General features: G+C 66.3%; 18 protein-coding genes. 8 read left to right on the top strand and 10 right to left on the bottom strand.

What is annotated here, in order from left to right; all coding sequences use genetic code 11:
- Nucleotides 1-92: 92 nt before the first annotated feature.
- The 3 genes from RS899_RS28880 to RS899_RS28870 all read right to left on the bottom strand — a co-directional run bounded on the left by RS899_RS28880 (nucleotide 93) and on the right by RS899_RS28870 (nucleotide 2,795).
- Nucleotides 93-527: a thioesterase family protein gene (locus tag RS899_RS28880; protein ID WP_315808649.1), complete on the bottom strand. Its 435-nt coding sequence runs from the start codon at nucleotides 525-527 to the stop codon at nucleotides 93-95.
- Between the two features lie 7 nt (nucleotides 528-534).
- Entirely contained in the window at nucleotides 535-1,692 is a 1,158-nt protein-coding gene (locus RS899_RS28875; RefSeq protein WP_315808648.1) for an iron-containing alcohol dehydrogenase, read from the bottom strand.
- A gap of 308 nt (nucleotides 1,693-2,000) precedes the next feature.
- Complete coding sequence (locus tag RS899_RS28870; RefSeq protein ID WP_315808647.1) at nucleotides 2,001-2,795, bottom strand: thymidylate synthase; 795 nt, start codon at nucleotides 2,793-2,795, stop codon at nucleotides 2,001-2,003.
- 210 nt (nucleotides 2,796-3,005) lie between these two features.
- Here RS899_RS28870 and RS899_RS28865 point away from each other — a divergent pair, with 210 nt between their 5' ends.
- The 7 genes from RS899_RS28865 to RS899_RS28835 all read left to right on the top strand — a co-directional run bounded on the left by RS899_RS28865 (nucleotide 3,006) and on the right by RS899_RS28835 (nucleotide 10,056).
- Complete coding sequence (locus RS899_RS28865) at nucleotides 3,006-3,512, top strand: sugar dehydrogenase complex small subunit (protein WP_315808646.1); 507 nt, start codon at nucleotides 3,006-3,008, stop codon at nucleotides 3,510-3,512.
- A 2-nt stretch (nucleotides 3,513-3,514) separates the two neighbouring features.
- Entirely contained in the window at nucleotides 3,515-5,104 is a 1,590-nt protein-coding gene (locus RS899_RS28860) for a GMC family oxidoreductase (protein WP_315808645.1), read from the top strand.
- Nucleotides 5,101-6,381: a cytochrome c gene (locus tag RS899_RS28855; protein WP_315808644.1), complete on the top strand. Its 1,281-nt coding sequence runs from the start codon at nucleotides 5,101-5,103 to the stop codon at nucleotides 6,379-6,381. The genes RS899_RS28860 and RS899_RS28855 overlap by 4 nt, the downstream gene beginning before the upstream one ends.
- Before the next feature lie 122 nt (nucleotides 6,382-6,503).
- A complete protein-coding gene (locus RS899_RS28850) occupies nucleotides 6,504-8,909 on the top strand; it encodes a tetratricopeptide repeat protein (RefSeq protein ID WP_315808643.1) in 2,406 nt (801 codons plus the stop codon).
- 74 nt (nucleotides 8,910-8,983) lie between these two features.
- Nucleotides 8,984-9,301 (top strand): DUF2388 domain-containing protein, encoded by a 318-nt coding sequence (locus tag RS899_RS28845; RefSeq protein ID WP_024765732.1) that lies wholly within the window; start codon nucleotides 8,984-8,986, stop codon nucleotides 9,299-9,301.
- Between the two features lie 111 nt (nucleotides 9,302-9,412).
- Nucleotides 9,413-9,739 (top strand): DUF2388 domain-containing protein, encoded by a 327-nt coding sequence (locus RS899_RS28840; protein ID WP_315808642.1) that lies wholly within the window; start codon nucleotides 9,413-9,415, stop codon nucleotides 9,737-9,739.
- A gap of 95 nt (nucleotides 9,740-9,834) precedes the next feature.
- Entirely contained in the window at nucleotides 9,835-10,056 is a 222-nt protein-coding gene (locus RS899_RS28835; protein ID WP_024765734.1) for a hypothetical protein, read from the top strand.
- 97 nt (nucleotides 10,057-10,153) lie between these two features.
- Here RS899_RS28835 and gcvP read toward each other — a convergent pair whose 3' ends face one another.
- The 4 genes from gcvP to RS899_RS28815 form a co-directional block, all read right to left on the bottom strand.
- Entirely contained in the window at nucleotides 10,154-13,030 is a 2,877-nt protein-coding gene (gene gcvP, locus RS899_RS28830) for an aminomethyl-transferring glycine dehydrogenase (protein ID WP_315808641.1), read from the bottom strand.
- 75 nt (nucleotides 13,031-13,105) lie between these two features.
- Entirely contained in the window at nucleotides 13,106-13,495 is a 390-nt protein-coding gene (gene gcvH / locus RS899_RS28825; RefSeq protein WP_024765736.1) for a glycine cleavage system protein GcvH, read from the bottom strand.
- 66 nt (nucleotides 13,496-13,561) lie between these two features.
- Nucleotides 13,562-14,644 carry a glycine cleavage system aminomethyltransferase GcvT gene (gcvT, locus tag RS899_RS28820; protein WP_054907775.1) on the bottom strand — a complete coding sequence of 361 codons (1,083 nt, stop codon included), beginning with the start codon at nucleotides 14,642-14,644 and terminating at the stop codon, nucleotides 13,562-13,564.
- Between the two features lie 112 nt (nucleotides 14,645-14,756).
- Entirely contained in the window at nucleotides 14,757-16,376 is a 1,620-nt protein-coding gene (locus RS899_RS28815) for an iron ABC transporter permease (RefSeq protein ID WP_315808640.1), read from the bottom strand.
- A gap of 177 nt (nucleotides 16,377-16,553) precedes the next feature.
- On the opposite strand from RS899_RS28815, the gene RS899_RS28810 reads away from it, so the two are divergent.
- Nucleotides 16,554-16,892 (top strand): hypothetical protein, encoded by a 339-nt coding sequence (locus RS899_RS28810; protein WP_024765738.1) that lies wholly within the window; start codon nucleotides 16,554-16,556, stop codon nucleotides 16,890-16,892.
- 16 nt (nucleotides 16,893-16,908) lie between these two features.
- On the opposite strand, the gene RS899_RS28805 is transcribed toward RS899_RS28810, so the two are convergent.
- The 3 genes from RS899_RS28805 to RS899_RS28795 form a co-directional block, all read right to left on the bottom strand.
- A complete protein-coding gene (locus RS899_RS28805; RefSeq protein ID WP_054907772.1) occupies nucleotides 16,909-17,910 on the bottom strand; it encodes an extracellular solute-binding protein in 1,002 nt (333 codons plus the stop codon).
- Nucleotides 17,911-18,034: 124 nt separating this feature from the next.
- Entirely contained in the window at nucleotides 18,035-18,379 is a 345-nt protein-coding gene (locus RS899_RS28800; protein WP_315808639.1) for a hypothetical protein, read from the bottom strand.
- A gap of 109 nt (nucleotides 18,380-18,488) precedes the next feature.
- On the bottom strand, nucleotides 18,489-19,706 hold the full coding sequence (locus RS899_RS28795) for a 2-octaprenyl-3-methyl-6-methoxy-1,4-benzoquinol hydroxylase (RefSeq protein ID WP_054907770.1): 1,218 nt from the start codon (nucleotides 19,704-19,706) through the stop codon (nucleotides 18,489-18,491).
- Nucleotides 19,707-19,730 lie beyond the last annotated feature (24 nt).

Here is a 19,730-nt window from a genome sequence, read left to right as displayed (position 1 = left end):
GCTGTAGGAGCGAGCTTGCTCGCGAACAATCCCTGCATCGAGAGCTGCCGGGAAATCCGTTCGCGAGCAAGCTCGCTCCTACGAAGAGCAGGTCAGACTCGCACCAGTACGTCCATCGCCTCCCGCAACGGCCCCGGAATCGACACCGGCCGGTTGCTGGCCCGATCTACGAACACATGCACGAACTTGCCCGCCGCACAGGCCAGGTCCTCGCCCTCGCGGAAGATCGCCAGTTCGTACTGCACGGAGCTGTTGCCCAGCTTGCCGACCCGCAGGCCGACCTCGATGCGCTCGGGGAAGGCCACCGGCGCGAAATAATCACAGCTGGAGCTGACCACGAAGCCCACCACCTCGCCGCCGTGGATATCCAGGCCACCGCGCTCGATCAGGTAGGTGTTCACCGCTGTGTCGAAGAAGCCGTAGTAGGTCACGTTGTTCACGTGGCCGTAGATATCGTTGTCGTGCCAGCGGGTGGTGACCGGCTGGAAGTGCGCGTAGTCGGTGCGGCTGGGGTGCTGTTCGCTCATCGGGTTCTCAGAAGGCGGCTCGGTAGATGGCCAGCGCGTCACTCTCGCTGACTTCGCGGGGATTATTCACCAGCAGGCGCTGCTGCAACATCGCATCAGCGGCCAGGCGCGGCAGGCTGGCTTCCGGTACACCAGCATCGCGCAGGCGCGACGGCAGGCCGCTGCGCGGGCTGAGGTCGGCCAGCTCGGCGATGAACTGCTCGGTGCGGTCGGCATCGCTGCGCAGGCGCTCGCCCAGCAGCAAAGGCGCGAGTTCGGCGTAGAGCGACGCGGCGTTGGGCGCATTGAAGCGGATCACCTCCGGCAGCACCAGCGCATTGCTCAAGCCGTGGGGGATATGGAAGTGCCCGCCCAGCGGATAGGCCAGCGCGTGCACGGCGGCCACCGGAGCGTTGGCGAAGGCCTGGCCGGCCAGGCAGGCGCCCAGCAGCATGGCCTGGCGGGCCTCGCGGTTGCTGCCGTTGTGCACGGCTTCGTCGAGGTTCAGCGCCAGCAGGCGCAGCCCTTCGCGAGCCAGCAGGTCAGACAGCGGGTTCTTCTTCAGCTTGCTGGTGTAAGCCTCGATGGCGTGGACCATGGCGTCGATGCCGGTGGCGGCGGTGACCGCCGGCGGCAGGCCGAGGGTGAGGTCGGCGTCGAGCACAGCCAGATCCGGCAGCAGGTGCGGGCTGACCACCCCCATCTTGGTGGTCTCGCCGGTGGTGACGATGGCTATGGGCGTCACTTCCGAACCGGTACCCGCGGTGGTCGGCACCTGGATCAGCGGCAGGCGCGGGCCGCGGGCGTTGCCGACGCCGAAGAGGTCGTTCAGTCCCTGGGATGCCGACGGATGCGCCAGCAGCGCCACCAGCTTGGCAACGTCCATCGAGCTGCCGCCGCCATAGCCGATCACCAGTTGCGCAGCCATCTTGCGAGCCTGCTCTGCAGCTTCCAGCACGACGCTTTCCGGCGGGTCGGCCACCACCTGATCGAAGACTTCCACCGCCACGCCGGCCTGGGCGAAGCCGGGCAGCACGCCGTCGAGCATGTTCAGGCGGGTGATACCGGGGTCGGTGACGATGAGCACGCGCTGGGCGCCGCGCTCGCGGCAGAGTTCGCCCAGGCGGGCGGCGGAGCCACTCTCGCAGAGGATCTGCGCGGTGGTGGCGAAGCTGAAAGGCTGCATGACGGTCCCCGGTCTTGTCGTTGTAGTGCGGAAAATCCGTAGGCCACTGCTTGGCGGCCAGCCGAAGGAGCATAGCAACGGCGAGCATCCCCATGAAACCCTGTACCGCCAGGCGAAACAGTTATTCACCAAATGAATGGCAAGGCACGGCGCGCAAGGGCGCGCAGGAGCGGATTCATCCGCGATCGATTTCCGGCGGCGCCGAGCAGGCCGATTGCCCATCGCGGACGGAGCCCGCCCCTGCGAATCAGCCACGCAGAAACGACAAAGGCCGGCATTGCGCCGGCCTCTTTTTCATCGAGGGCAGGTCAGACAGCGACCGGCGCCTTGATGTGCGGGTGGGCTTCGTAGCCGACCAGTTCGAAGTCCTCGAAGCGGAACTCGAACAGGTCCTTCACCTCGGGGTTGATCTTCATGGTGGGCAGCGGCAGCGGCTGGCGGGTCAACTGCAGGTCGGTCTGCTCCAGGTGGTTGGCGTACAGGTGGCAGTCGCCGCCAGTCCAGATGAACTCGCCCGGCTCGAAGCCCGCGACCTGCGCCACCATCAGGGTCAGCAGCGCGTAGCTGGCGATGTTGAAGGGCACGCCGAGGAAGATGTCGGCCGAGCGCTGGTACAGCTGGCAGCTGAGCTTGCCGTCGGCGACATAGAACTGGAACAGCGCGTGGCACGGCGGCAGGGCCATTTCGTCGATCAGCGCGGGGTTCCACGCGGAGACGATCAGCCGGCGCGAGTCCGGATTCTTCTTCAGCATCTCCATCAGGTTGGCGATCTGGTCGATATGGCGGCCGTCCGGCGCCGGCCAGGAGCGCCACTGGTACCCGTAGACCGGGCCCAGGTCGCCGTTCTCGTCAGCCCATTCGTCCCAGATCGAGACGCCGTTTTCCTTCAGGTAGGCGATGTTGGTCGAACCTTTGAGGAACCACAGCAGCTCATGGACGATCGATTTGAGGTGGCACTTCTTGGTGGTCACCAGCGGGAAGCCTTCGGCGAGGTCGAAGCGCATCTGGTGGCCGAACACACTGTAGGTGCCGGTGCCGGTGCGGTCGCTCTTGAAGGTGCCGTGTTCGCGCACGTGGCGCATGAGGTCGAGGTACTGTTTCATCGCGAAGGTTTCACCCAAAAGCCGGTCGGTGAGGCTCTGCGGCGCGGCTCCGGGGTGGGCCGCCGGCAGAACGATTCGCCCGGCAGAATCTGAACAAGCGGCAATACTAAGGGCCTGGGCCCGGTCTCGCCACCCTGGCCGACCAACACCCGATTCAAGCGGCGCCAGACCGCGCTCCCCAACCGTTCGTCTGTTGCAAGAGAGGTCGACATGTCCGAGGCACAGCTGCCCGCCTTTCCTTTTTCGCGCCGTCGCCTGCTGGCAGTGGCGTGCGCCAGTGCCGCTCTGGGCGGTGTACTGCTCAGCCCGGCCGCACGTACCTGGGCCGCGCTGACGCCCCAGGCGGCGACGGAGCTGGACGAGTTCATGACCCTGTCCCAGCGCCTGACCGGCCGCAGCAACCTCGACCCGCGCATCGGCGAACGCCTGTTCGGCGTCCTGGCCCAGCGCGACACGGCGCTGCGGCAGAGTCTCGCGGAACTGCTGGATCGCCTGGGCGACGCGCCGGCTACCTGGAACGAGCGCCAGCAGTGGCTGGCCCGGCAGATTCTCGGCGGCTGGTACCTGGGCCAGATCGGCGATGACACCAGCGCCGCGGTGGTCACCTACGAACAGGCGCTGATGTTCCGCGCCGTGGACGACGTGCTGGTGATCCGCAGCTATTGCCCGAACAAGCCCGGCTTCTGGGCGGCGCAACCGACCGAGCGGGGGGCCTGAGCATGGCCGATACGCAACGCGCCGATTTCGTGGTGGTCGGCTCCGGCGTCGCCGGCGCGCTGGTCGCCCATCAGCTGGCGCTGGCCGGCAAGGATGTGCTGATCCTCGAAGCCGGCCCGCGCATGGGGCGCTGGGAGATCGTCGAGCGCTTCCGCAACCAGGCGGACAAGTCCGACAACCAGGCGCCCTACCCGTCCAGCCCGTACGCGCCGCATCCGCAGTTCAAGCCGGACAACCATTACCTGATCCAGAAAGGCGAACACCCTTACGACGTGCAGTACATCCGCGCCGTGGGCGGGACCACCTGGCACTGGGCGGCGTCGGCCTGGCGCTTCCTGCCCAATGATTTCAAGCTGCTCAGCCTCTACGGCGTGGGCCGCGACTGGCCCATCGAGTACGCCGAACTGGAGCCCTGGTACCAGCGCGCCGAAGAGGAACTGGGCGTCTGGGGACCGGGTGACGAAGAGCTCGATTCGCCGCGCAGCCAGCCCTACCCGATGCCGCCGTTGCCGCTGTCGTGGAACGAGCAGCGCATCAAGACCCTGCTCAACGCCAACGGCTACCGCGTGGTCACCGAACCGGTGGCGCGCAACAGCCGTCCCTACGATGGCCGGCCGACCTGCTGCGGCAACAACAACTGCATGCCCATCTGCCCCATCGGCGCGATGTACAACGGCATCGTCCACGTCGAGAAGGCCGAGGCCGCCGGCGCGCGGCTGATCGAGAACGCCGTGGTGTTCAAGCTGGAAAAGGGCGACGGCGGCAAGATAGTCGCAGCGCTGTACAAGGACCCGCAGGGCAACGAGGTGCGCGTCGAGGGCGATACCTTCATCCTCGCTGCCAATGGCATCGAGACGCCCAAGCTGATGCTGATGTCCGACGTCGGCAACAGCTCCGACATGGTCGGCCGCAACCTCATGGACCACCCCGGCACCGCCGTGCAGTTCTATGCCGACGAGAAGCTCTGGCCGGGTCGCGGCCCGCAGGAGATGACCTCCATGGTGGGCTTCCGCGACGGCGCCTTCCGCAGCGAATACGCGTCGAAGAAGATTCACCTGTCCAATCTCTCGCGCACCGATCAGGTGGCCGCCGAACTGATCCGCCACGGACCACTGCTGCTGGGCCACGACCTGGAAGCGAAGATCCGCGACCGCGCAGCGCGCTTCGTGCGCTTCGACAGCTTCCACGAAATCCTCCCGCATCCGGAGAACCGCATCGTGCCCAGCGCTAGCGAGCGCGACGCGGCGGGCATTCCCAAGCCCGAGTTCACCTATGCGATGGACGACTACGTGCGCAAGAGCGCGGCACATACCCGCGAGGTCTACGCCCATGCGGCGAAACTGCTGGGTGGCGAGGAGGTGAAGTTCGACGACAGCTTCGCCAACAACAACCACATCACCGGCACTGTGCTGATGGGCGCCGACCCGAAGGACTCTGTGGTGGATGCGCGGTGCCGCTGCCACGACCATCCCAACCTGTTCATCGCCAGCAGCGGCGTGATGCCCACCGTCGGCTCGGTGAACTGTACCCTGACCATCGCCGCCCTGGCCCTGCGCCTGGCCGAACAGCTGAAGCGGGAGGCCAAGGCATGAAGCGTCTGGTCCTGCTCGCCCTGCTCGCCGCTCCCCTGGTATCGCACGCCGCCAAGGCTCTCGATCCCGCCCCGCAGGAGCTCCTGCAGCGCGGCGAATACCTGGCCCGCGCCGGCGACTGCGCCGCCTGCCACACCGCGCCGGGCGGCAAGCCCTTCGCTGGCGGCCTGCCACTGGCCACGCCGCTGGGCGCGGTGTATTCCACCAACATCACCCCCGACCCGAAGACCGGTATCGGCAGCTACAGCTACGACGACTTCACCCGCGCCCTGCGCGACGGCGTGGCCAAGGGCGGCACCCGCCTCTACCCGGCAATGCCCTACACCGCCTACGCGAAGATCACCGAGGAGGACATGAAGGCGCTCTACGCCTGGTTCCTCGAAGGCGGCGTGCAGGCCGTCGCGCAGCCCAACCAGGATTCCGACATCGCCTGGCCGCTGAACATGCGCTGGCCGCTGGCGATCTGGAACCTGCTGTTTCACCAGGATTCGGTCTACCAGCCCAACCCGAAGCAGAGCCCGGCCTGGAACCGCGGCGCCTACCTGGTCCAGGGTCTGGCGCATTGCGGCACCTGCCACACGCCGCGCGGCATGGCCTTCCAGGAGAAGGCCGTGGACGAACGCACTACCGGATTCCTCTCCGGCGCCGCGCTGGGCGGCTGGTACGCCTTCAACATCACCCCCGACACCCATAGCGGCATCGGCGGCTGGAGTGACGCGGAGATCGCTCAGTACCTGAAGACCGGCCGCGTGCCGGGTAAGGCGCAGGCGGCCGGGCCCATGGCCGAGGCGGTGCAGCACAGTTTCCAGTACATGACCGACGCCGACCTGCTGGCCATCGCCAGCTACCTGCGCAGCGTGCCGGTGGTCAGCGATGGCGAACGCAAGGCACGCTTTGCCTGGGGCGAGCCGGCAGACGACGTGGTCACCTTGCGCGGCCAGGACTTCGCCGCACAAAAGCATGACGATGGTGCGCGCCTGTACCTGGGCAATTGCGCCAGCTGCCACTCCTGGAGCGGCGAAGGGGTGAAGGACGGCTACTACCCGATGCTGCTGAAGAACAGCGCCGTGGGCGCCCTGCAGCCGGACAACCTGGTGCAGGTGGTACTGGGCGGCGTGCACCGCAAGGTCGGCGACGAGGAGATGTTCATGCCCGGCTTCGCCGGCACGCTGAATGACGAGCAGATCGCCACGCTGGTGAACTACCTCATGGCACAGTTCGGCAATCCGGAGGTAAAGGTCGACAGCGCGCGGGTCGCCGAAATCCGCCAGCCTTGAGCAGGGCTGGCGCCCCTCACCGAAGGGATCACGGGCCGGCCTGATTCGCGTTGACAGGCCGGCGCCCCCTCGTCGAAGCTGCGCCGATTCGTGGAGTTGTCCAGAAGAACAATGGAAGTCGAATGACCAAGCCGAAGAAGCCTGCTCCACGCCCCGCGAGCGCGCCGCGCAAGCCCTATCGCGGATGGCTGCTGGCCGCCTGCGCCGGCCTGCTGCTGATGGCCACCATCGGCCTGTGGTGGTGGGTGCAGAGCAGCAACCCCGCGCTGCCGGTGTCTGCCAGTGCACCAGCCAAAGCCCCGGCATCGACTCCTGTTCCGCCGGCAGTACCGGCGGCACCCACCACGACGATGGTCGACGAACAGCAATGCCAGGGCTGTCACGCCGACCAGTTCAAGAGCTGGCAGGGCTCGCACCACCAGCAGGCGATGAAGCCGGCTGCCGAAGGCAATGTGCTGGGCGACTTCGACAACGTCACCTTCAAGGGCGAGACCGAGACCACCCGTTTCTTCCGCAAGGACGGCGAGTACTGGGTCAATACCCCCGGCGCCGACGGCAAGCCGGCGGACTTCAAGGTTGCCTTCACCTTCGGCTTCGAGCCGCTGCAGCAGTACCTGCTGGACTTTCCAAACGAGCAAGGCAAGCCCGGCGGTCGCCTGCAAGCCCTCGGCGTGGCCTGGGATAGTCGCAAGCACCAGTGGTTCCAGCTGATGCCCGGCCAGGGTATCGACCACAAGGACGAGCTGCACTGGACCCGCCCGGCGCAGAACGCCAACTTCATGTGCATCGAATGCCATACCACCGGCTTCAAGCGCAATTACGACGCCACGACCGACAGCTTCGCCAGCCACTGGAACAGCCTCGGCGTCGGCTGCCAGGCCTGCCATGGCCCGGCATCCCGGCACCTGGAATGGGCGCAGAAGCCCGACCGCCGCGCGGACAGGGGATTCGAAGTGCCGCTGCAGAACGCCAGCCAGGCGACCATCGTCGAGACCTGCGCACGCTGCCACGCGCGCCGCGCACCGCTGGCCGACGGCTTCCAGAACAAGCATCGTTTCATGGACGACTACCTGCCCAGCACGCTGACCCGCGAGCTGTACGAGATCGACGGCAAGATCAAGGACGAAGTCTTCGAATGGGGTTCCTTCACCCAGAGCAAGATGTTCGCCAAAGGGGTCCAGTGCACCGATTGCCACAACCCCCACAGCGGCGAGCTGAAGGCGCCGGGCAATGGCGTCTGCCTGCAATGCCACAACACGGCAGCCAGGCCGGTGCGCCCGCAGATCGACGGCAAGGGCCTGCAGGCGAAGAACTACGACTCGCCCGAGCACACACATCACCAACCCGGTACACCGGGCGCGCAATGCACCGCCTGCCACATGCCGGGGCGTTACTACATGGTCAACGACTACCGCCACGACCATGGTTTCACCCTGCCGAACCCCGCCCATGCCCGCCGCATCGGTGCGCCGGATGCCTGCCAGGCCTGCCACCGCGACATGCCAGGCAAGCAGCTCGGCGCGAAATTCCGCGAGTGGTTCTCCAGCGAGCTGCCGGCCAAACCTAACGCCTCCAGCAACCCCGCGCCGCGCTATGACGACACCCTGTGGAAGGCGCGCAACGGCAAGCCCGGCGCCTCCCGTGCGCTGCACCTGCTGCTGGCGACGACCGACCTGCCGGCGATCCGCCGGGCGACCCTGCTTGCCGAGCTGCCCAGCTACCCCAGCCAGCGCTCGCTCGAGTTGGTGGCCCTGGGCCTGAAGGACGTCGACCCGCTGGTGCGCAACGCCGCCATCGAGGCTCTGCCGGCACTCGCGGGCGCCCCACAGCAGGCCATGCTGCTGGCGCCGTTGCTCAATGACCCGATCCGCGCCGTACGCATCGCCGCGGCCTGGCAACTGGCCCAGCTCCCGCCACCAGTTCGCGCCAGCATCGGAGCGGCCCTGGGCAAGGGTCTCGAAGAGTACGAACAGGTCCAGCACGAGCTCGCCGAGCGCGCCGAGGCCAATCTCAACCTCGCCATGCTCTACCAGCAGACCGATCGGGGCGATCAGGTGGAACCGGCGCTGCGCGCCGCCATTCAGCGCAACCCCGACTTCCTGCCCGCGCGGGTCACGCTGATCCAGTGGCTGGAGGGCAATGGCCGGGCAGCCGAAGCCAGGCAAGCGCTGGATGAAGGCTTGCGCCTGTTCCCCACCTCCGGCCTGCTGCACCACGTCAATGGCCTCGGCCTGGTGCGCCAGGGGCAACGTACGCAGGCGCTCAAGGAACTGCGCGAAGCGGTGCGCCTGAGCCCGGACGACGACCAGTTCCGCTTCGTCCTGGCAATCGCCCTGCATGACACCGGCGACAGCGACGGCGCCTGCCACGAGCTGGAATTACTGCTGCAGCGCCACCCTGCCAACCGCTCGGCACGCCTGGCGCTGATCGACTACCTGCGCGAAACCGGGCAGTTCCAGAAGGTGCAGCAGTTCACCGCAGAACTGGAGCAGCAGAATCCGGACGATCCCGCGCTAAAACGTGAGTGAAAAATCCGACGACAGGCCGGAACCGCTGAAGCCTCCAAGGCTCTGATTGGCGCGCAATCATCCAAGGAGACACCATGCGTCGCCGTTTCGCCCCTGTCGTCGTAGCCCTCACCCTTCTCCCACTCGCCTCGGCCATGGCCGAGGACCGCAGCTTCTGGCGCGGCGTCCTCACCTCCGGCGCCACCACCGCCTCGAGCTACCTGACCAGCCGTGACGATCACAAGCTGATCGGCCCGGCCCAGGACGACGCCGCCAGCTTCATCGCCACCGATGGCGCCATCCGCGGCCCCTACCTGGAAGCCACGCTGCAGCAGATGCGCAGCGCCGACCCGGCCCTGGCGCAAGCCAGCGACGCGGAGCTGGCCTCGGCAATCCTGGCCGCCCAGCGCTGACCCACGCGAGGCGCGCGGGCAACCGCTCGCGCACCTCGCGCGGATAATCTTGGAACTCCCGCCAGCCGCTGCGCCTCTCACCTGTACACGGACCTTCCGGAGGTGTAACCGATGCGTACCGCGAAACTGGCCACTGCCTTTGCCCTTCTCGCCCTGCCCGTTGCCTCGGCCATGGCCGACGGCGACTTCTGGCGCGACATCATCTCATCCGGCGCCACAACCGCGTCGACCTACCTGACCTTCAAGCACGACAAGCTGATCGTCGCCGCCCAGGACGATGCGAGCGCGTTCGTCGCCAGTGACGGTGCGATCCGCGGCCCGTACCTGGAAGCGGCCATCACCCGCCTGCGCAGCGACGACGCCGCGCTGCAGGATCGCAGCGACATGGAACTGGCCAACGCCATTCTCGTCCGCCGAGATGACGCACCCGCCCAGTGATACCCACCGGCGCGGCCCGTGGCGCTCGCCGCGGGCCAAGCCGGCGGGGCGCGGCTGTGTTCTACTGACACTCCAATTCCGACACGGAGTGTCCCATGAACGATCCCATCCAGCCGCTGAAGATCACCCTGATCCTGCTGATCGTCAGTGAAGGCTTCTGGCTGCTCAGCCGCCTGCTCAGCGTGGTCGGCCTGGAGATCTATTCGCTGCTGCCATCCGCCGTCTACAACCTGATCGGCATGCTCAGCAATGTGCTGATGATCGTGCTGTTTGCGCTACTGATCCGCCTGATCGGCCGGTTGCAGCTGAAGCCCTGAGGCCTTCTGCCGGACCAGCTCGCTCCCACGCCCGAACGAACCCGTACGAAAAACAAAAAAGCCGCCCGAAGGCGGCTTTTTCAATTCAACGCACCGCTCATTCGCGGTAATCGTCCACCGGCACGCAGGCGCAGAACAGGTTGCGGTCGCCGTAGACGTTGTCCACACGGTTCACTGCCGGCCAGTACTTGAAGGCACGGGTGTGCTCGGTGGGGGTCACCGCTTCGGCGATCTGGTAGGGGCGATCCCACAGCCCGGTCACATCCGCCAGGGTGTGCGGCGCGCCCTTGAGCGGATTGGCTTCGGCCGGCCATTCGCCGGTCTCGACCTTGGCGATCTCCGCGCGGATCGACAGCATCGCCTCGATGAAGCGGTCCAGCTCATGCTTGGACTCGCTCTCGGTAGGCTCGATCATCAGCGTGCCCGGCACCGGGAAGGACATGGTCGGGGCGTGGAAGCCGTAGTCCATCAGGCGCTTGGCAACGTCCTCCTCGCTGATCCCGGTCTGCGCCTTGAGCGGACGCAGATCGAGTATGCACTCGTGGGCAACGCGCTCGTTGCGACCACGGTAGAGCACCGGGAAGGCGCCATCGAGCTGCTGGGCCAGGTAGTTGGCGTTGAGGATCGCCACCTCGGTGGCGTCGGCCAGCTGCGGGCCCATCATGGCGATGTACATCCAGCTGATCGGCAGGATGCTGGCGCTGCCCCAGGGCGCGGCGCTGACCGCGCCGTTGAGCGGGTTCGGGCCTTCGATGCGGATCACTGGGTGGTTGGCGACGAAGGGCGCGAGGTGCTTCTTCACGCCGATCGGGCCCATGCCCGGGCCGCCACCGCCATGGGGAATGCAGAAGGTCTTGTGCAGGTTCATGTGCGACACGTCGGCACCAATGTCCGCCGGACGCGCCAGGCCGACCTGGGCGTTGAGGTTGGCGCCGTCCATGTAGACCTGGCCGCCGTGGCCGTGGATGACCTCGCAGATTTCGCGGATGCCTTCCTCGTACACCCCATGGGTAGACGGGTAGGTGATCATCAGGCAGGACAGCTGCTCGCCGGCTTCGGCCGCCTTGCGCTTGAGGTCCTCCATGTCGACGTTGCCGCCCTTGTCGCACTCGACGATGACCACGCGCATGCTCGCCATGATCGCCGAGGCCGGGTTGGTGCCGTGGGCCGAGGACGGGATCAGGCAGATATTGCGGTGCGCATCGCCACGGCTCTCGTGGTACTTGCGGATCGCCAGCAGGCCGGCGTACTCGCCCTGGGCGCCGGAGTTGGGCTGCATGCAGATGGCGTCGAAGCCGGTGATCGCGCAAAGCCAGCTTTCCAGCTCCTCGATCATCAGGCGGTAGCCCTCGGCCTGCTCGCGCGGCACGAAGGGGTGCAGCGTGGCGAATTCCGGCCAGGTGATCGGGATCATCTCGCTGGTGGCGTTGAGCTTCATGGTGCAGGAGCCCAGCGGGATCATCGCCTGGTTCAGCGCCAGGTCCTTGCCCTCGAGCTGGCGCAGGTAGCGCAGCATCTCGGTTTCGCTGTGATGGCGGTTGAACACCGGGTGGCTCAGGTAGCCGCTGCTGCGCTGCAGGGCTGCGGGAATACCCTCGGCGACCTTTCCGGCATCGAGTTGGGCGACGTCCAGGCCATGGCCGGCACCCAGCAGGATGTCGAACAGCGTGGCGAGGGTCTCGGCGCTGGTGGTTTCGTCCAGGCTCACGCCCAGGCGGTCCTCACCGACGATGCGCAGGTTGACGCGGGCGGCGCGGGCGCGCTCGACGATGGCCTGCTGCTGCGCGCCGACATCGAAGGTCAGGGTATCGAAGAAGTGCTGGTTGACCGGCTTCAGGCCCTTGGCGGCGAGGCCAGCAGCCAGCACGGAAGTCAGGCGGTGCACGCGCTGGGCAATGCGTTTCAGGCCCTGCGGACCGTGGTACACGGCGTACAGGCTGGCGATGTTGGCCAGCAGCACCTGCGAGGTACAGACGTTGGAGTTGGCCTTCTCGCGGCGGATGTGCTGCTCGCGGGTCTGCAAGGCCATGCGCAGCGCGGTGTTGCCACGGGCGTCCTTGGACACGCCGATGATCCGGCCCGGCATGGCACGCTTGTACTCATCGCGGCAGGCGAAGAAGGCTGCGTGCGGGCCGCCGTAGCCCATCGGCACGCCGAAGCGCTGGGCGCTGCCCAGGACCACGTCTGCACCCAGCTCGCCCGGCGGGGTGAGCAGCAGCAGCGCGAGCAGGTCGCTGGCGACGCAGGCGATCGCCTGCTGGACGTGCAGCGCATCGATCAGCGGGCGCAGGTCACGCACCTCGCCACGGGTATCCGGGTACTGCAGCAGCGCGCCGAACACCTGGTGCTGACCAAGGTTGTCCACCTCGTCGACCACCACGTCGAAGCCGAAGGCTTCGGCGCGGGTCTGCACCACGGAGATGGTCTGCGGGTGGCAGTGGCTGTCGACGAAGAACAGGTTGCTCTTCGCCTTGGCCACGCGCTTGGCCAGTGCCATGGCCTCGGCGGCGGCGGTGGCTTCGTCCAGCAGCGAGGCGCTGGCGAGATCGAGGCCGGTGAGGTCGATGGTCATCTGCTGGAAGTTCAGCAGGGACTCGAGACGGCCCTGGGCGATCTCCGGCTGGTACGGGGTATAGGCGGTGTACCAGCCCGGGTTCTCCAGCACGTTGCGCAGGATGACGGTCGGCGTCAGGGTGCCGTAGTAGCCGGTGCCGATCAGGCTGGTCCACAACTCGTTCTTCAGCGCGTAGCCCTTCAGCTTGGCCAGTGCACCCTGCTCGTCGAGGGCGGTCGGCAGGTCCAGCGGCCGGTTCAGGCGGATGGCCGGCGGTACCGTCTGCACGATCAGGTCGTCGCGGTTGTTCAGGCCCAGGGTGTCGAGCATGGCTTGCTGCTCGGCGGCGTCGGGGCCCAGGTGGCGGGCGAGGAAGGCATCAGGCTGGTGCAGCTGGGAAAGCGAAGGGGTGTTCGACATGGCCACGGTCTCGAAAGGGCGTTCCCTGAAAAGAACAGGCCCCGACGAATCGAGGCCTGTGTGTACAGCAGTGTCTTACGCGTCGGCGTCGCTGGCAGCGCGATAGCCGGCGGCATCGAGCAGCTTGTCCAGCTCGGCCGGGTTGCTCGGCTTGAGCTTGAAGAACCAGGAACCGTACGGATCGTTGTTCACTTCTTCGGGGGTGTCGGCCAGCACGTCGTTGACGGCGATGACTTCGCCGCTCACCGGGGCGTAGATGTCCGAGGCGGCCTTCACCGACTCGACCACACCGGCTTCCTGGCCGGCGGCGAGGGTCTTGCCCACTTCCGGCAGTTCGACGAAGACCACGTCGCCCAGGGCTTCCTGGGCGTGGTCGGAGATGCCCACGGTGACGGTACCGTCGGCTTCCAGGCGCGCCCACTCGTGGCTGGCGGCATAACGCAGGTCGGCGGGGATATTGCTCATCTTGTTTTTCCTCGAGGACTGGACGACGGGCGGCGGCGCCGCACCATGCAAGTTAGATCATGCAATTTAGATCAGGGCTTTGCCATGACGCACGAAATTCGGTTGAACGACGCGGACCGGGTACCACTTGCCGCGGATTTCCACCTCGGCGCGGTCTCCGGTGGCCGCCGGCACACGGGCCAGGGCGATGGACTTGCCGAGCGTCGGGGAGAAGCTGCCGCTGGTGATCTCGCCCTCGCCGACACCGGCGACGCGGACCACCTGGTGGGCGCGCAGCACGCCGCGCTCTTCCAGCACCAGGCCGACCAGCTTGGGTGCATCGCCGGCGGCTTTCTGCGCTTCCAGGGCCTTGCGGCCGATGAAGTCGCGGCCTTCGGGTTCCCAGGCGATGGTCCAGCCCATGTTGGCGGCCAGCGGGGTGACGTCTTCGTCCATGTCCTGGCCGTAGAGGTTCATCCCGGCTTCCAGGCGCAGGGTATCGCGCGCGCCCAGGCCCGCCGGGGAAATACCGGCACCGACCAGGTCGTTGAGGAAACCTTGCGCCTCGACGGCCGGCAGCATGATTTCCAGGCCGTCCTCGCCGGTGTAGCCGGTGCGGGCGATGAACCAGTCACCGTCGGCCTTGCCCTGGAAGGGCTTGAGCTCACGGATCAGCGCGGCGCGGGCGGGAGTGACCAGCTCGGCGGTCTTCTCGCGGGCATTGGGGCCCTGGACGGCCAGCATCGCGAGGTCGGGACGTTCGGTCAGGGTGACGTCGAAGCCCTCGGTATGCGCCTGCATCCAGGCCATGTCCTTGTCGCGGGTCGAGGCGTTGACCACCACGCGGTAGCCGTACACGCCGAGGTAGACGATCAGGTCGTCGACCACGCCGCCACGCTCGTTGAGCATGCCGCTGTACAGCGCCTTGCCCGGAACCTGCAGTCGTTCGACATCGTTGGCCAGGAGTCGCTGCAGGTATTCCTTGGCCTGCGGACCGGTGACGTCGACCACGGTCATGTGGGAAACGTCGAACACGCCGCAATCGCGACGTACCTGGTGGTGCTCTTCGACTTGCGAACCGTAGTGCAACGGCATGTCCCAACCGCCGAAATCGACGATCTTGGCGCCGAGGGCGACGTGCAAATCATAGAGCGGCGTGCGCTGTCCCATGGGTGTTCTCCTTCCGGGCGAGGCGGGTGCGGAGCGCGAGTACGGCCCGCACGAAACGCGCGCATTGTAGTCGCATGACCGGACTCTGGACAGCTTGTCCGACGGCCGATTCTCAGGGCCGCACAGAACCGCTCGGTCGCGCCGAGCGACGGATCAGCCCGATCACCGGGAACAGTCCCACCAGTACCAGCGTCAGCGCCGGTAGCGCGGCGCGCGCCCACTCACCTTCGCTGGTCATCTCGAAGACGCGCACGGCCAGGGTGTCCCAGCCGAACGGACGCATCAGCAGGGTCGCGGGCATTTCCTTGAGCACGTCGACGAACACCAGCAGCGCGGCGCTCAAGGCTCCCGGCACCAGTAGCGGCAGGTAGACGCGGAAGAACAACCCCGCTCCGCCGACGCCCAGGCTGCGGGAAGCTTCCGGTAGCGAAGGTCGAATTCTCGCCAGCGCACCCTCCAACGGGTTGTAGGCCACTGCCATGAAACGGATCAGGTAGGCGACCAGCAGCGCTCCGAGGCTGCCTAGCAACAAAGGCTTGCCGGCGCCGCCCAGGGCGCTGGACAGCGGAATTACCGCATGGTTATCCAGCCAGCTGAAGGCCAGCATGATTGCCACCGCCAGTACCGAGCCGGGCAACGCATAGCCCAGATTGGAGATGCCGACTGCCGAGCGCACCGCGGGCGTTGGCGACAGCCGCCGGGCGAAGGCCAGCAACAGCGCGACGGCCACCGTGATCAGTGCCGCGAAGCCGCCCAGGTACAGGCTGTGGAGGATCAGTCCCCAGTAGCGCTCGTCGAGGTCGAAACGTCCCTTCTGCCAGACCCACACCACCAGTTGCAGCACCGGGATGACGAAGGCGCAGGCGAACACCAGCAGGCACCAGGCGCTGGCGGCGAAGGCCTTCCAGCCATGCAGCCGATACAGCGCCGCGCCACGCGGGCGCTCGTTGGGCACACCGCTGCGGCCGCGGCTGTAGCGCTCGCCCAGCAGCACCAGCATGACGAACAGCAACAGCAGGCTGGCCAGCTGGGTGGCACTGGAAAGGCTGTAGAAGCCATACCAGGTCTTGTAGACAGCTGTGGTGAAGGTGTCGAAGTTGAACACCGAGACGGTGCCGAAATCCGCCAGGGTTTCCATGATCGCCAGCGCCAGCCCGGCGCCGATGGCCGGCCGCGCCATGGGCAGGGCGACGCGCCAGAAGGCCGCCAGCGGCGACAGGCCGAGCACCCGCGCAGCCTCCGTCAGGCCGCGCCCCTGGGCGAGGAAGGCGGTGCGCGCAAGCAGATAGACGTAGGGGTAGAAGACCAGCACCAGCACGGTGATCACGCCGCCGGTGGAGCGCACGCGCGGCAGCCGCAGGCCGCTGCCAAACCACTCGCGCAGCAGCGTCTGCACGGGGCCGGAGAAATCCAGCAGGCCGACGAAGACGAACGCGAGCACATAGGCCGGCACCGCGAAGGGCAGCATCAGCGCCCAGTCCAGCCAGCGTCGGCCGGGGAATTCGCAGAGGCTGGTGAGCCAGGCAAGGCTGACGCCCAGCACAGTCACGCCCACTCCTACGCCGGCCACCAGCACCAGGGTGTTGCCCAGCAGGCGCGTCATCTGGGTTTCCCACAGGTGCGACCAGATTTCGCGGTCGATTTCCGCCCAGCTCAGCAGCAGGACGCTGATGGGCAGCAAAACCAGGGCGGCGACGGCAAAGGTGATGGGGGTCCAGCGGTGGGTGCGCATGCGTTGCGTTATTCCAGGAGATCAGCCGGTGTTCGCAGGAAATGTCGCCGAAGAATTGACGGAAACTTCCCTCATTGGTATCGAATTCGCCTGATCCTCATGCGATAGGGATAAAGCTCAAGCTAGTGCGGTCGAATCCGCCACTTTGCCATTTCCAACCTGCCAAGGAAAAAGCCCATGTCCTCCCCTCGCTCTCTCTGCGGACTGCTGCTTCTGACACTGTGCGGCGCCGTTCAGGCCGACGAGCCCACTCCCATGGAAGCCTGCCTGCAGATGGCAATGACGCTCCTGGCCGAGAATCCGCAAGTACAGGAGCGCTGGCAGCAGACCTGGGTGGAGCCATCGTCGATCCGCGAAGAAGCCTACGACGGCGAGGTGGACGGGCAGCACGCCAGCAAGCGCCTGACCGCCCAACTGCGCCGCGGCGATCAGTCGGACGGCCAGTTCATCTGCCTGCTGGCGGAGAACGGCAAGGCGCTTTCAGTGGATCACAAGGGCGACGCGGACAGCCAGTAAGGCGCCGGCGCTTTCATCAGTTCCAGCCGGCGCGGTCCATCAGCTTGATCGCTTCGGCCTGACGCTTACCGGCGATCTCCACCGGAATGCTGTCGGCCTTGAACTCACCCCAGGCGGCCACTTCCTGCGACGGCGCGACCTTCGGGTTGGCCGGGAACTCCTGGTTGATGCCGGCGAACAGCGCCTGGGCGTCCGCGCCGGTCATCCATTCCACCAGCTTCTTGGCTTCTTCCGGGTGCGGCGCGTACTTGGTCAGGCCGATGCCCGATAGGTTGACGTGCACGCCCCGGTCGCCCTGGTTCGGCCAGAACAGCTTCACCGGCAGCTGCGGATTGTCCTTGTGCATGCGCCCGTAGTAGTAGGTGTTGACGATGCCGACGTCGCACTGCCCGGCGGCGATGGCCTGCAGCAGCGCGTTATCGTCAGAGAACACATCGGTAGCCAGGTTGTTCACCCAGCCCTTGAGGATTTCCTCAGTCTTCTCGGCGCCATGGGTCTCGATCAGGGTGGCGGTCAGCGACTGGTTGTAGACCTTCTTCGCGGTCCGCAGGCACAGGCGGCCTTCCCATTTTGCATCGGCCAGTTCCTCATAGGTCGACAGTTCCTCGGGCTTCACCCGCTGGGTCGAATAGGCGATGGTCCGCGCGCGCAGCGACAGGCCGGTCCAGCTGTCGGTGCCGGAGCGGTACTGCGGCGGGATGTTCGCGTCCAGGGTCGGCGAATCGAAGGGCTGCAGGATGCCCATCTTCTCGGCCTGCCAGAGGTTGCCGGCGTCCACGGTAAGCAGCAGGTCGGCCGGTGTATTGGCGCCCTCGGCCTTGATCCGCGCCATCAGCGGCGCTTCCTTGTCGGTGATGAACTTGATCTTCACCCCGGTGGCCTGGGTGTAGGCGTCGAACACCGGCTTGATCAGCTCGTCGATGCGCGAGGAGTAGACCACCACCTCGTCGGCGGCCTGGGCGGTACCAGTTAATCCGAACAGGGCAAAAAGTAAAAAAAGGCCTTTGCGTACCGACATCCGAACAACTCCTGGACAATGGATGGAACAACAAATGATAAAAAACATCATTTGCGCTTGAGCGCTCCAGTTGTGTCCAGGTGTGTCAGTAAATGCTTAATAAGTCAGTCGCTACGAATCAAGCTCACAAATGTCGGTTGACTGCCAGCTGGAAAAACAGAATGGGATACGCGATTGGCCACAGAAGCATCATCCGTAGCTTCGTCGAGGCGACATTTGCCAACGTGGCATTTACCGGGTGCCATTCAATCAATTGAGCCAGCAACTTTCGGCTGAGCACCGCACCGATCGCAACATAGCCACATACAAGCAACAGGAACGACCAGCCGCCAGAGCCAGTTAGCCATTGCAAGGCACCTCCCAACAACCAGACGCCCAGTAACGCAACCCACCCTATCGCATACCCAAGCCATGCTCGAGAAAGGGCCATCGGGACAAGGGACGATGAGTTCTGTCGATTTCCTTCCATAGGGCAACTCCTATCGTAAGACCGAAAGTAGATTGATGCGGACCGGTCAGGCCCTACTTTGCGGAGAGACGATAAAGTTTGGCCATGGCGGTATTCAATCTCGACGGTTTCACACTCGCGCCAACCCCGGCAGATCCCCGGAAAGCCCAAGCGCCTGGCGCACGAACACGCCCTTGGCCTCATGGTGCTTGTCCACCAGCCGCAACCCGGCATTGCGCAGCCAGCGCACCGCCAGCGGGTCGGCCTGGAACAGGCGCTGGAAGCCTTCCATCGCTGCCATCATCGCCAGGTTGTGCGGCATGCGACGACGTTCGAAGCGGCTCAGCACGCGTTCCTCGGCGATGTTCTCGCCACGGGCGTGAGCGTGCTCGATCACCTCGGCGAGCACCGCGGCATCCAGGAAGCCCAGGTTCACGCCCTGCCCGGCGAGCGGGTGGATGGTGTGTGCAGCATCGCCGATCAGCGCCAGCCCCGGCTCCACATAGCGTTTCGCGTGGCGCTGGCGCAGCGGGATGCATAGGCGGCGATCGGCGTGTTCGATGGCGCCCAGGCGGTGCTCGAAGGCAAGCCCGAGCGCCTTGCAGAAGCCTTCGTCGTCCAGCGCCATGAGCTTCTCGGCCTGCTCGGGGGTAGTCGACCAGACGATCGAACACCAGTGCGCGTCGCCCTCCTTCGCCAGCGGCAGGAAGGCCAACGGGCCGTCGTCGGTGAAGCGCTGCCAGGCGGTGGCCTGGTGGGGTTTCTCGACGCGCACGCTGGTGACGATGGCGTGGTGCAGGTAATCCCATTCGCGGGTGGCGCAGCCGGCCAGACGGCGCACGGCGGAATTCGCGCCGTCGGCGGCGACCACCAGCGGCGTGCGGATTTCGCGGCCATCGGAAAGGCTCAGCAGCCAGTCGTCGCCGGAGTGGCGCAGCTGTTCCAGGCGCGCATTGGGCAGCAGGCCCAGAGCGGAGTCATGCAGCCGTTCCAGCAGGGCATCCTGCACCACGCGGTTCTCGACGATATGGCCGAGCATTTCGGCATGCACGCTGGCCGCGCTGAAATGAATCTGCCCGGTGCCGGAGCCGTCCCACACCTGCATCTCGCGGTAAGGTTCGGCGCGGCGCGCAGCGATGCCATCCCAGGCGTGCAGGCGCTGGAGAATCCGCCGGCTGGCCTCGGACAGCGCACTGACGCGCGGCTCGAAGGGTGCTTCGCGGTCGAACGGCGCGACGCTCAGCGGCGAGCCGTCCAGCAGCAGGATATCCAGCCCGCTGCCTTCCAGGGCCAGGGCCAGCGCACTGCCGACCATTCCCGCCCCGACGATTACCAGATCCGCGTGCATGTGCGTTCCTTCTTCAGCGGCCCG

This window comes from Pseudomonas sp. C9-3 (assembly GCF_032392015.1).
GTDB lineage: Bacteria > Pseudomonadota > Gammaproteobacteria > Pseudomonadales > Pseudomonadaceae > Pseudomonas > Pseudomonas nitroreducens.
The sequence above is the reverse complement of the archived record's forward strand: the minus strand, read 5'-3'. Positions and strand labels throughout refer to the sequence as shown.

What these genes read in the sequence shown, in the direction of transcription:
- RS899_RS28880 (WP_315808649.1), bottom strand. Translation starts at nt 527, where the DNA reads ATGAGCGAACAGCACCCCAGCCGCACCGACTACGCGCACTTCCAGCCG.
- RS899_RS28875 (WP_315808648.1), bottom strand. Translation starts at nt 1,692, where the DNA reads ATGCAGCCTTTCAGCTTCGCCACCACCGCGCAGATCCTCTGCGAGAGT.
- RS899_RS28870 (WP_315808647.1), bottom strand. Translation starts at nt 2,795, where the DNA reads ATGAAACAGTACCTCGACCTCATGCGCCACGTGCGCGAACACGGCACC.
- RS899_RS28865 (WP_315808646.1), top strand. Translation starts at nt 3,006, where the DNA reads ATGTCCGAGGCACAGCTGCCCGCCTTTCCTTTTTCGCGCCGTCGCCTG.
- RS899_RS28860 (WP_315808645.1), top strand. Translation starts at nt 3,515, where the DNA reads ATGGCCGATACGCAACGCGCCGATTTCGTGGTGGTCGGCTCCGGCGTC.
- RS899_RS28855 (WP_315808644.1), top strand. Translation starts at nt 5,101, where the DNA reads ATGAAGCGTCTGGTCCTGCTCGCCCTGCTCGCCGCTCCCCTGGTATCG.
- RS899_RS28850 (WP_315808643.1), top strand. Translation starts at nt 6,504, where the DNA reads ATGACCAAGCCGAAGAAGCCTGCTCCACGCCCCGCGAGCGCGCCGCGC.
- RS899_RS28845 (WP_024765732.1), top strand. Translation starts at nt 8,984, where the DNA reads ATGCGTCGCCGTTTCGCCCCTGTCGTCGTAGCCCTCACCCTTCTCCCA.
- RS899_RS28840 (WP_315808642.1), top strand. Translation starts at nt 9,413, where the DNA reads ATGCGTACCGCGAAACTGGCCACTGCCTTTGCCCTTCTCGCCCTGCCC.
- RS899_RS28835 (WP_024765734.1), top strand. Translation starts at nt 9,835, where the DNA reads ATGAACGATCCCATCCAGCCGCTGAAGATCACCCTGATCCTGCTGATC.
- gcvP (WP_315808641.1), bottom strand. Translation starts at nt 13,030, where the DNA reads ATGTCGAACACCCCTTCGCTTTCCCAGCTGCACCAGCCTGATGCCTTC.
- gcvH (WP_024765736.1), bottom strand. Translation starts at nt 13,495, where the DNA reads ATGAGCAATATCCCCGCCGACCTGCGTTATGCCGCCAGCCACGAGTGG.
- gcvT (WP_054907775.1), bottom strand. Translation starts at nt 14,644, where the DNA reads ATGGGACAGCGCACGCCGCTCTATGATTTGCACGTCGCCCTCGGCGCC.
- RS899_RS28815 (WP_315808640.1), bottom strand. Translation starts at nt 16,376, where the DNA reads ATGCGCACCCACCGCTGGACCCCCATCACCTTTGCCGTCGCCGCCCTG.
- RS899_RS28810 (WP_024765738.1), top strand. Translation starts at nt 16,554, where the DNA reads ATGTCCTCCCCTCGCTCTCTCTGCGGACTGCTGCTTCTGACACTGTGC.
- RS899_RS28805 (WP_054907772.1), bottom strand. Translation starts at nt 17,910, where the DNA reads ATGTCGGTACGCAAAGGCCTTTTTTTACTTTTTGCCCTGTTCGGATTA.
- RS899_RS28800 (WP_315808639.1), bottom strand. Translation starts at nt 18,379, where the DNA reads ATGGAAGGAAATCGACAGAACTCATCGTCCCTTGTCCCGATGGCCCTT.
- RS899_RS28795 (WP_054907770.1), bottom strand. Translation starts at nt 19,706, where the DNA reads ATGCACGCGGATCTGGTAATCGTCGGGGCGGGAATGGTCGGCAGTGCG.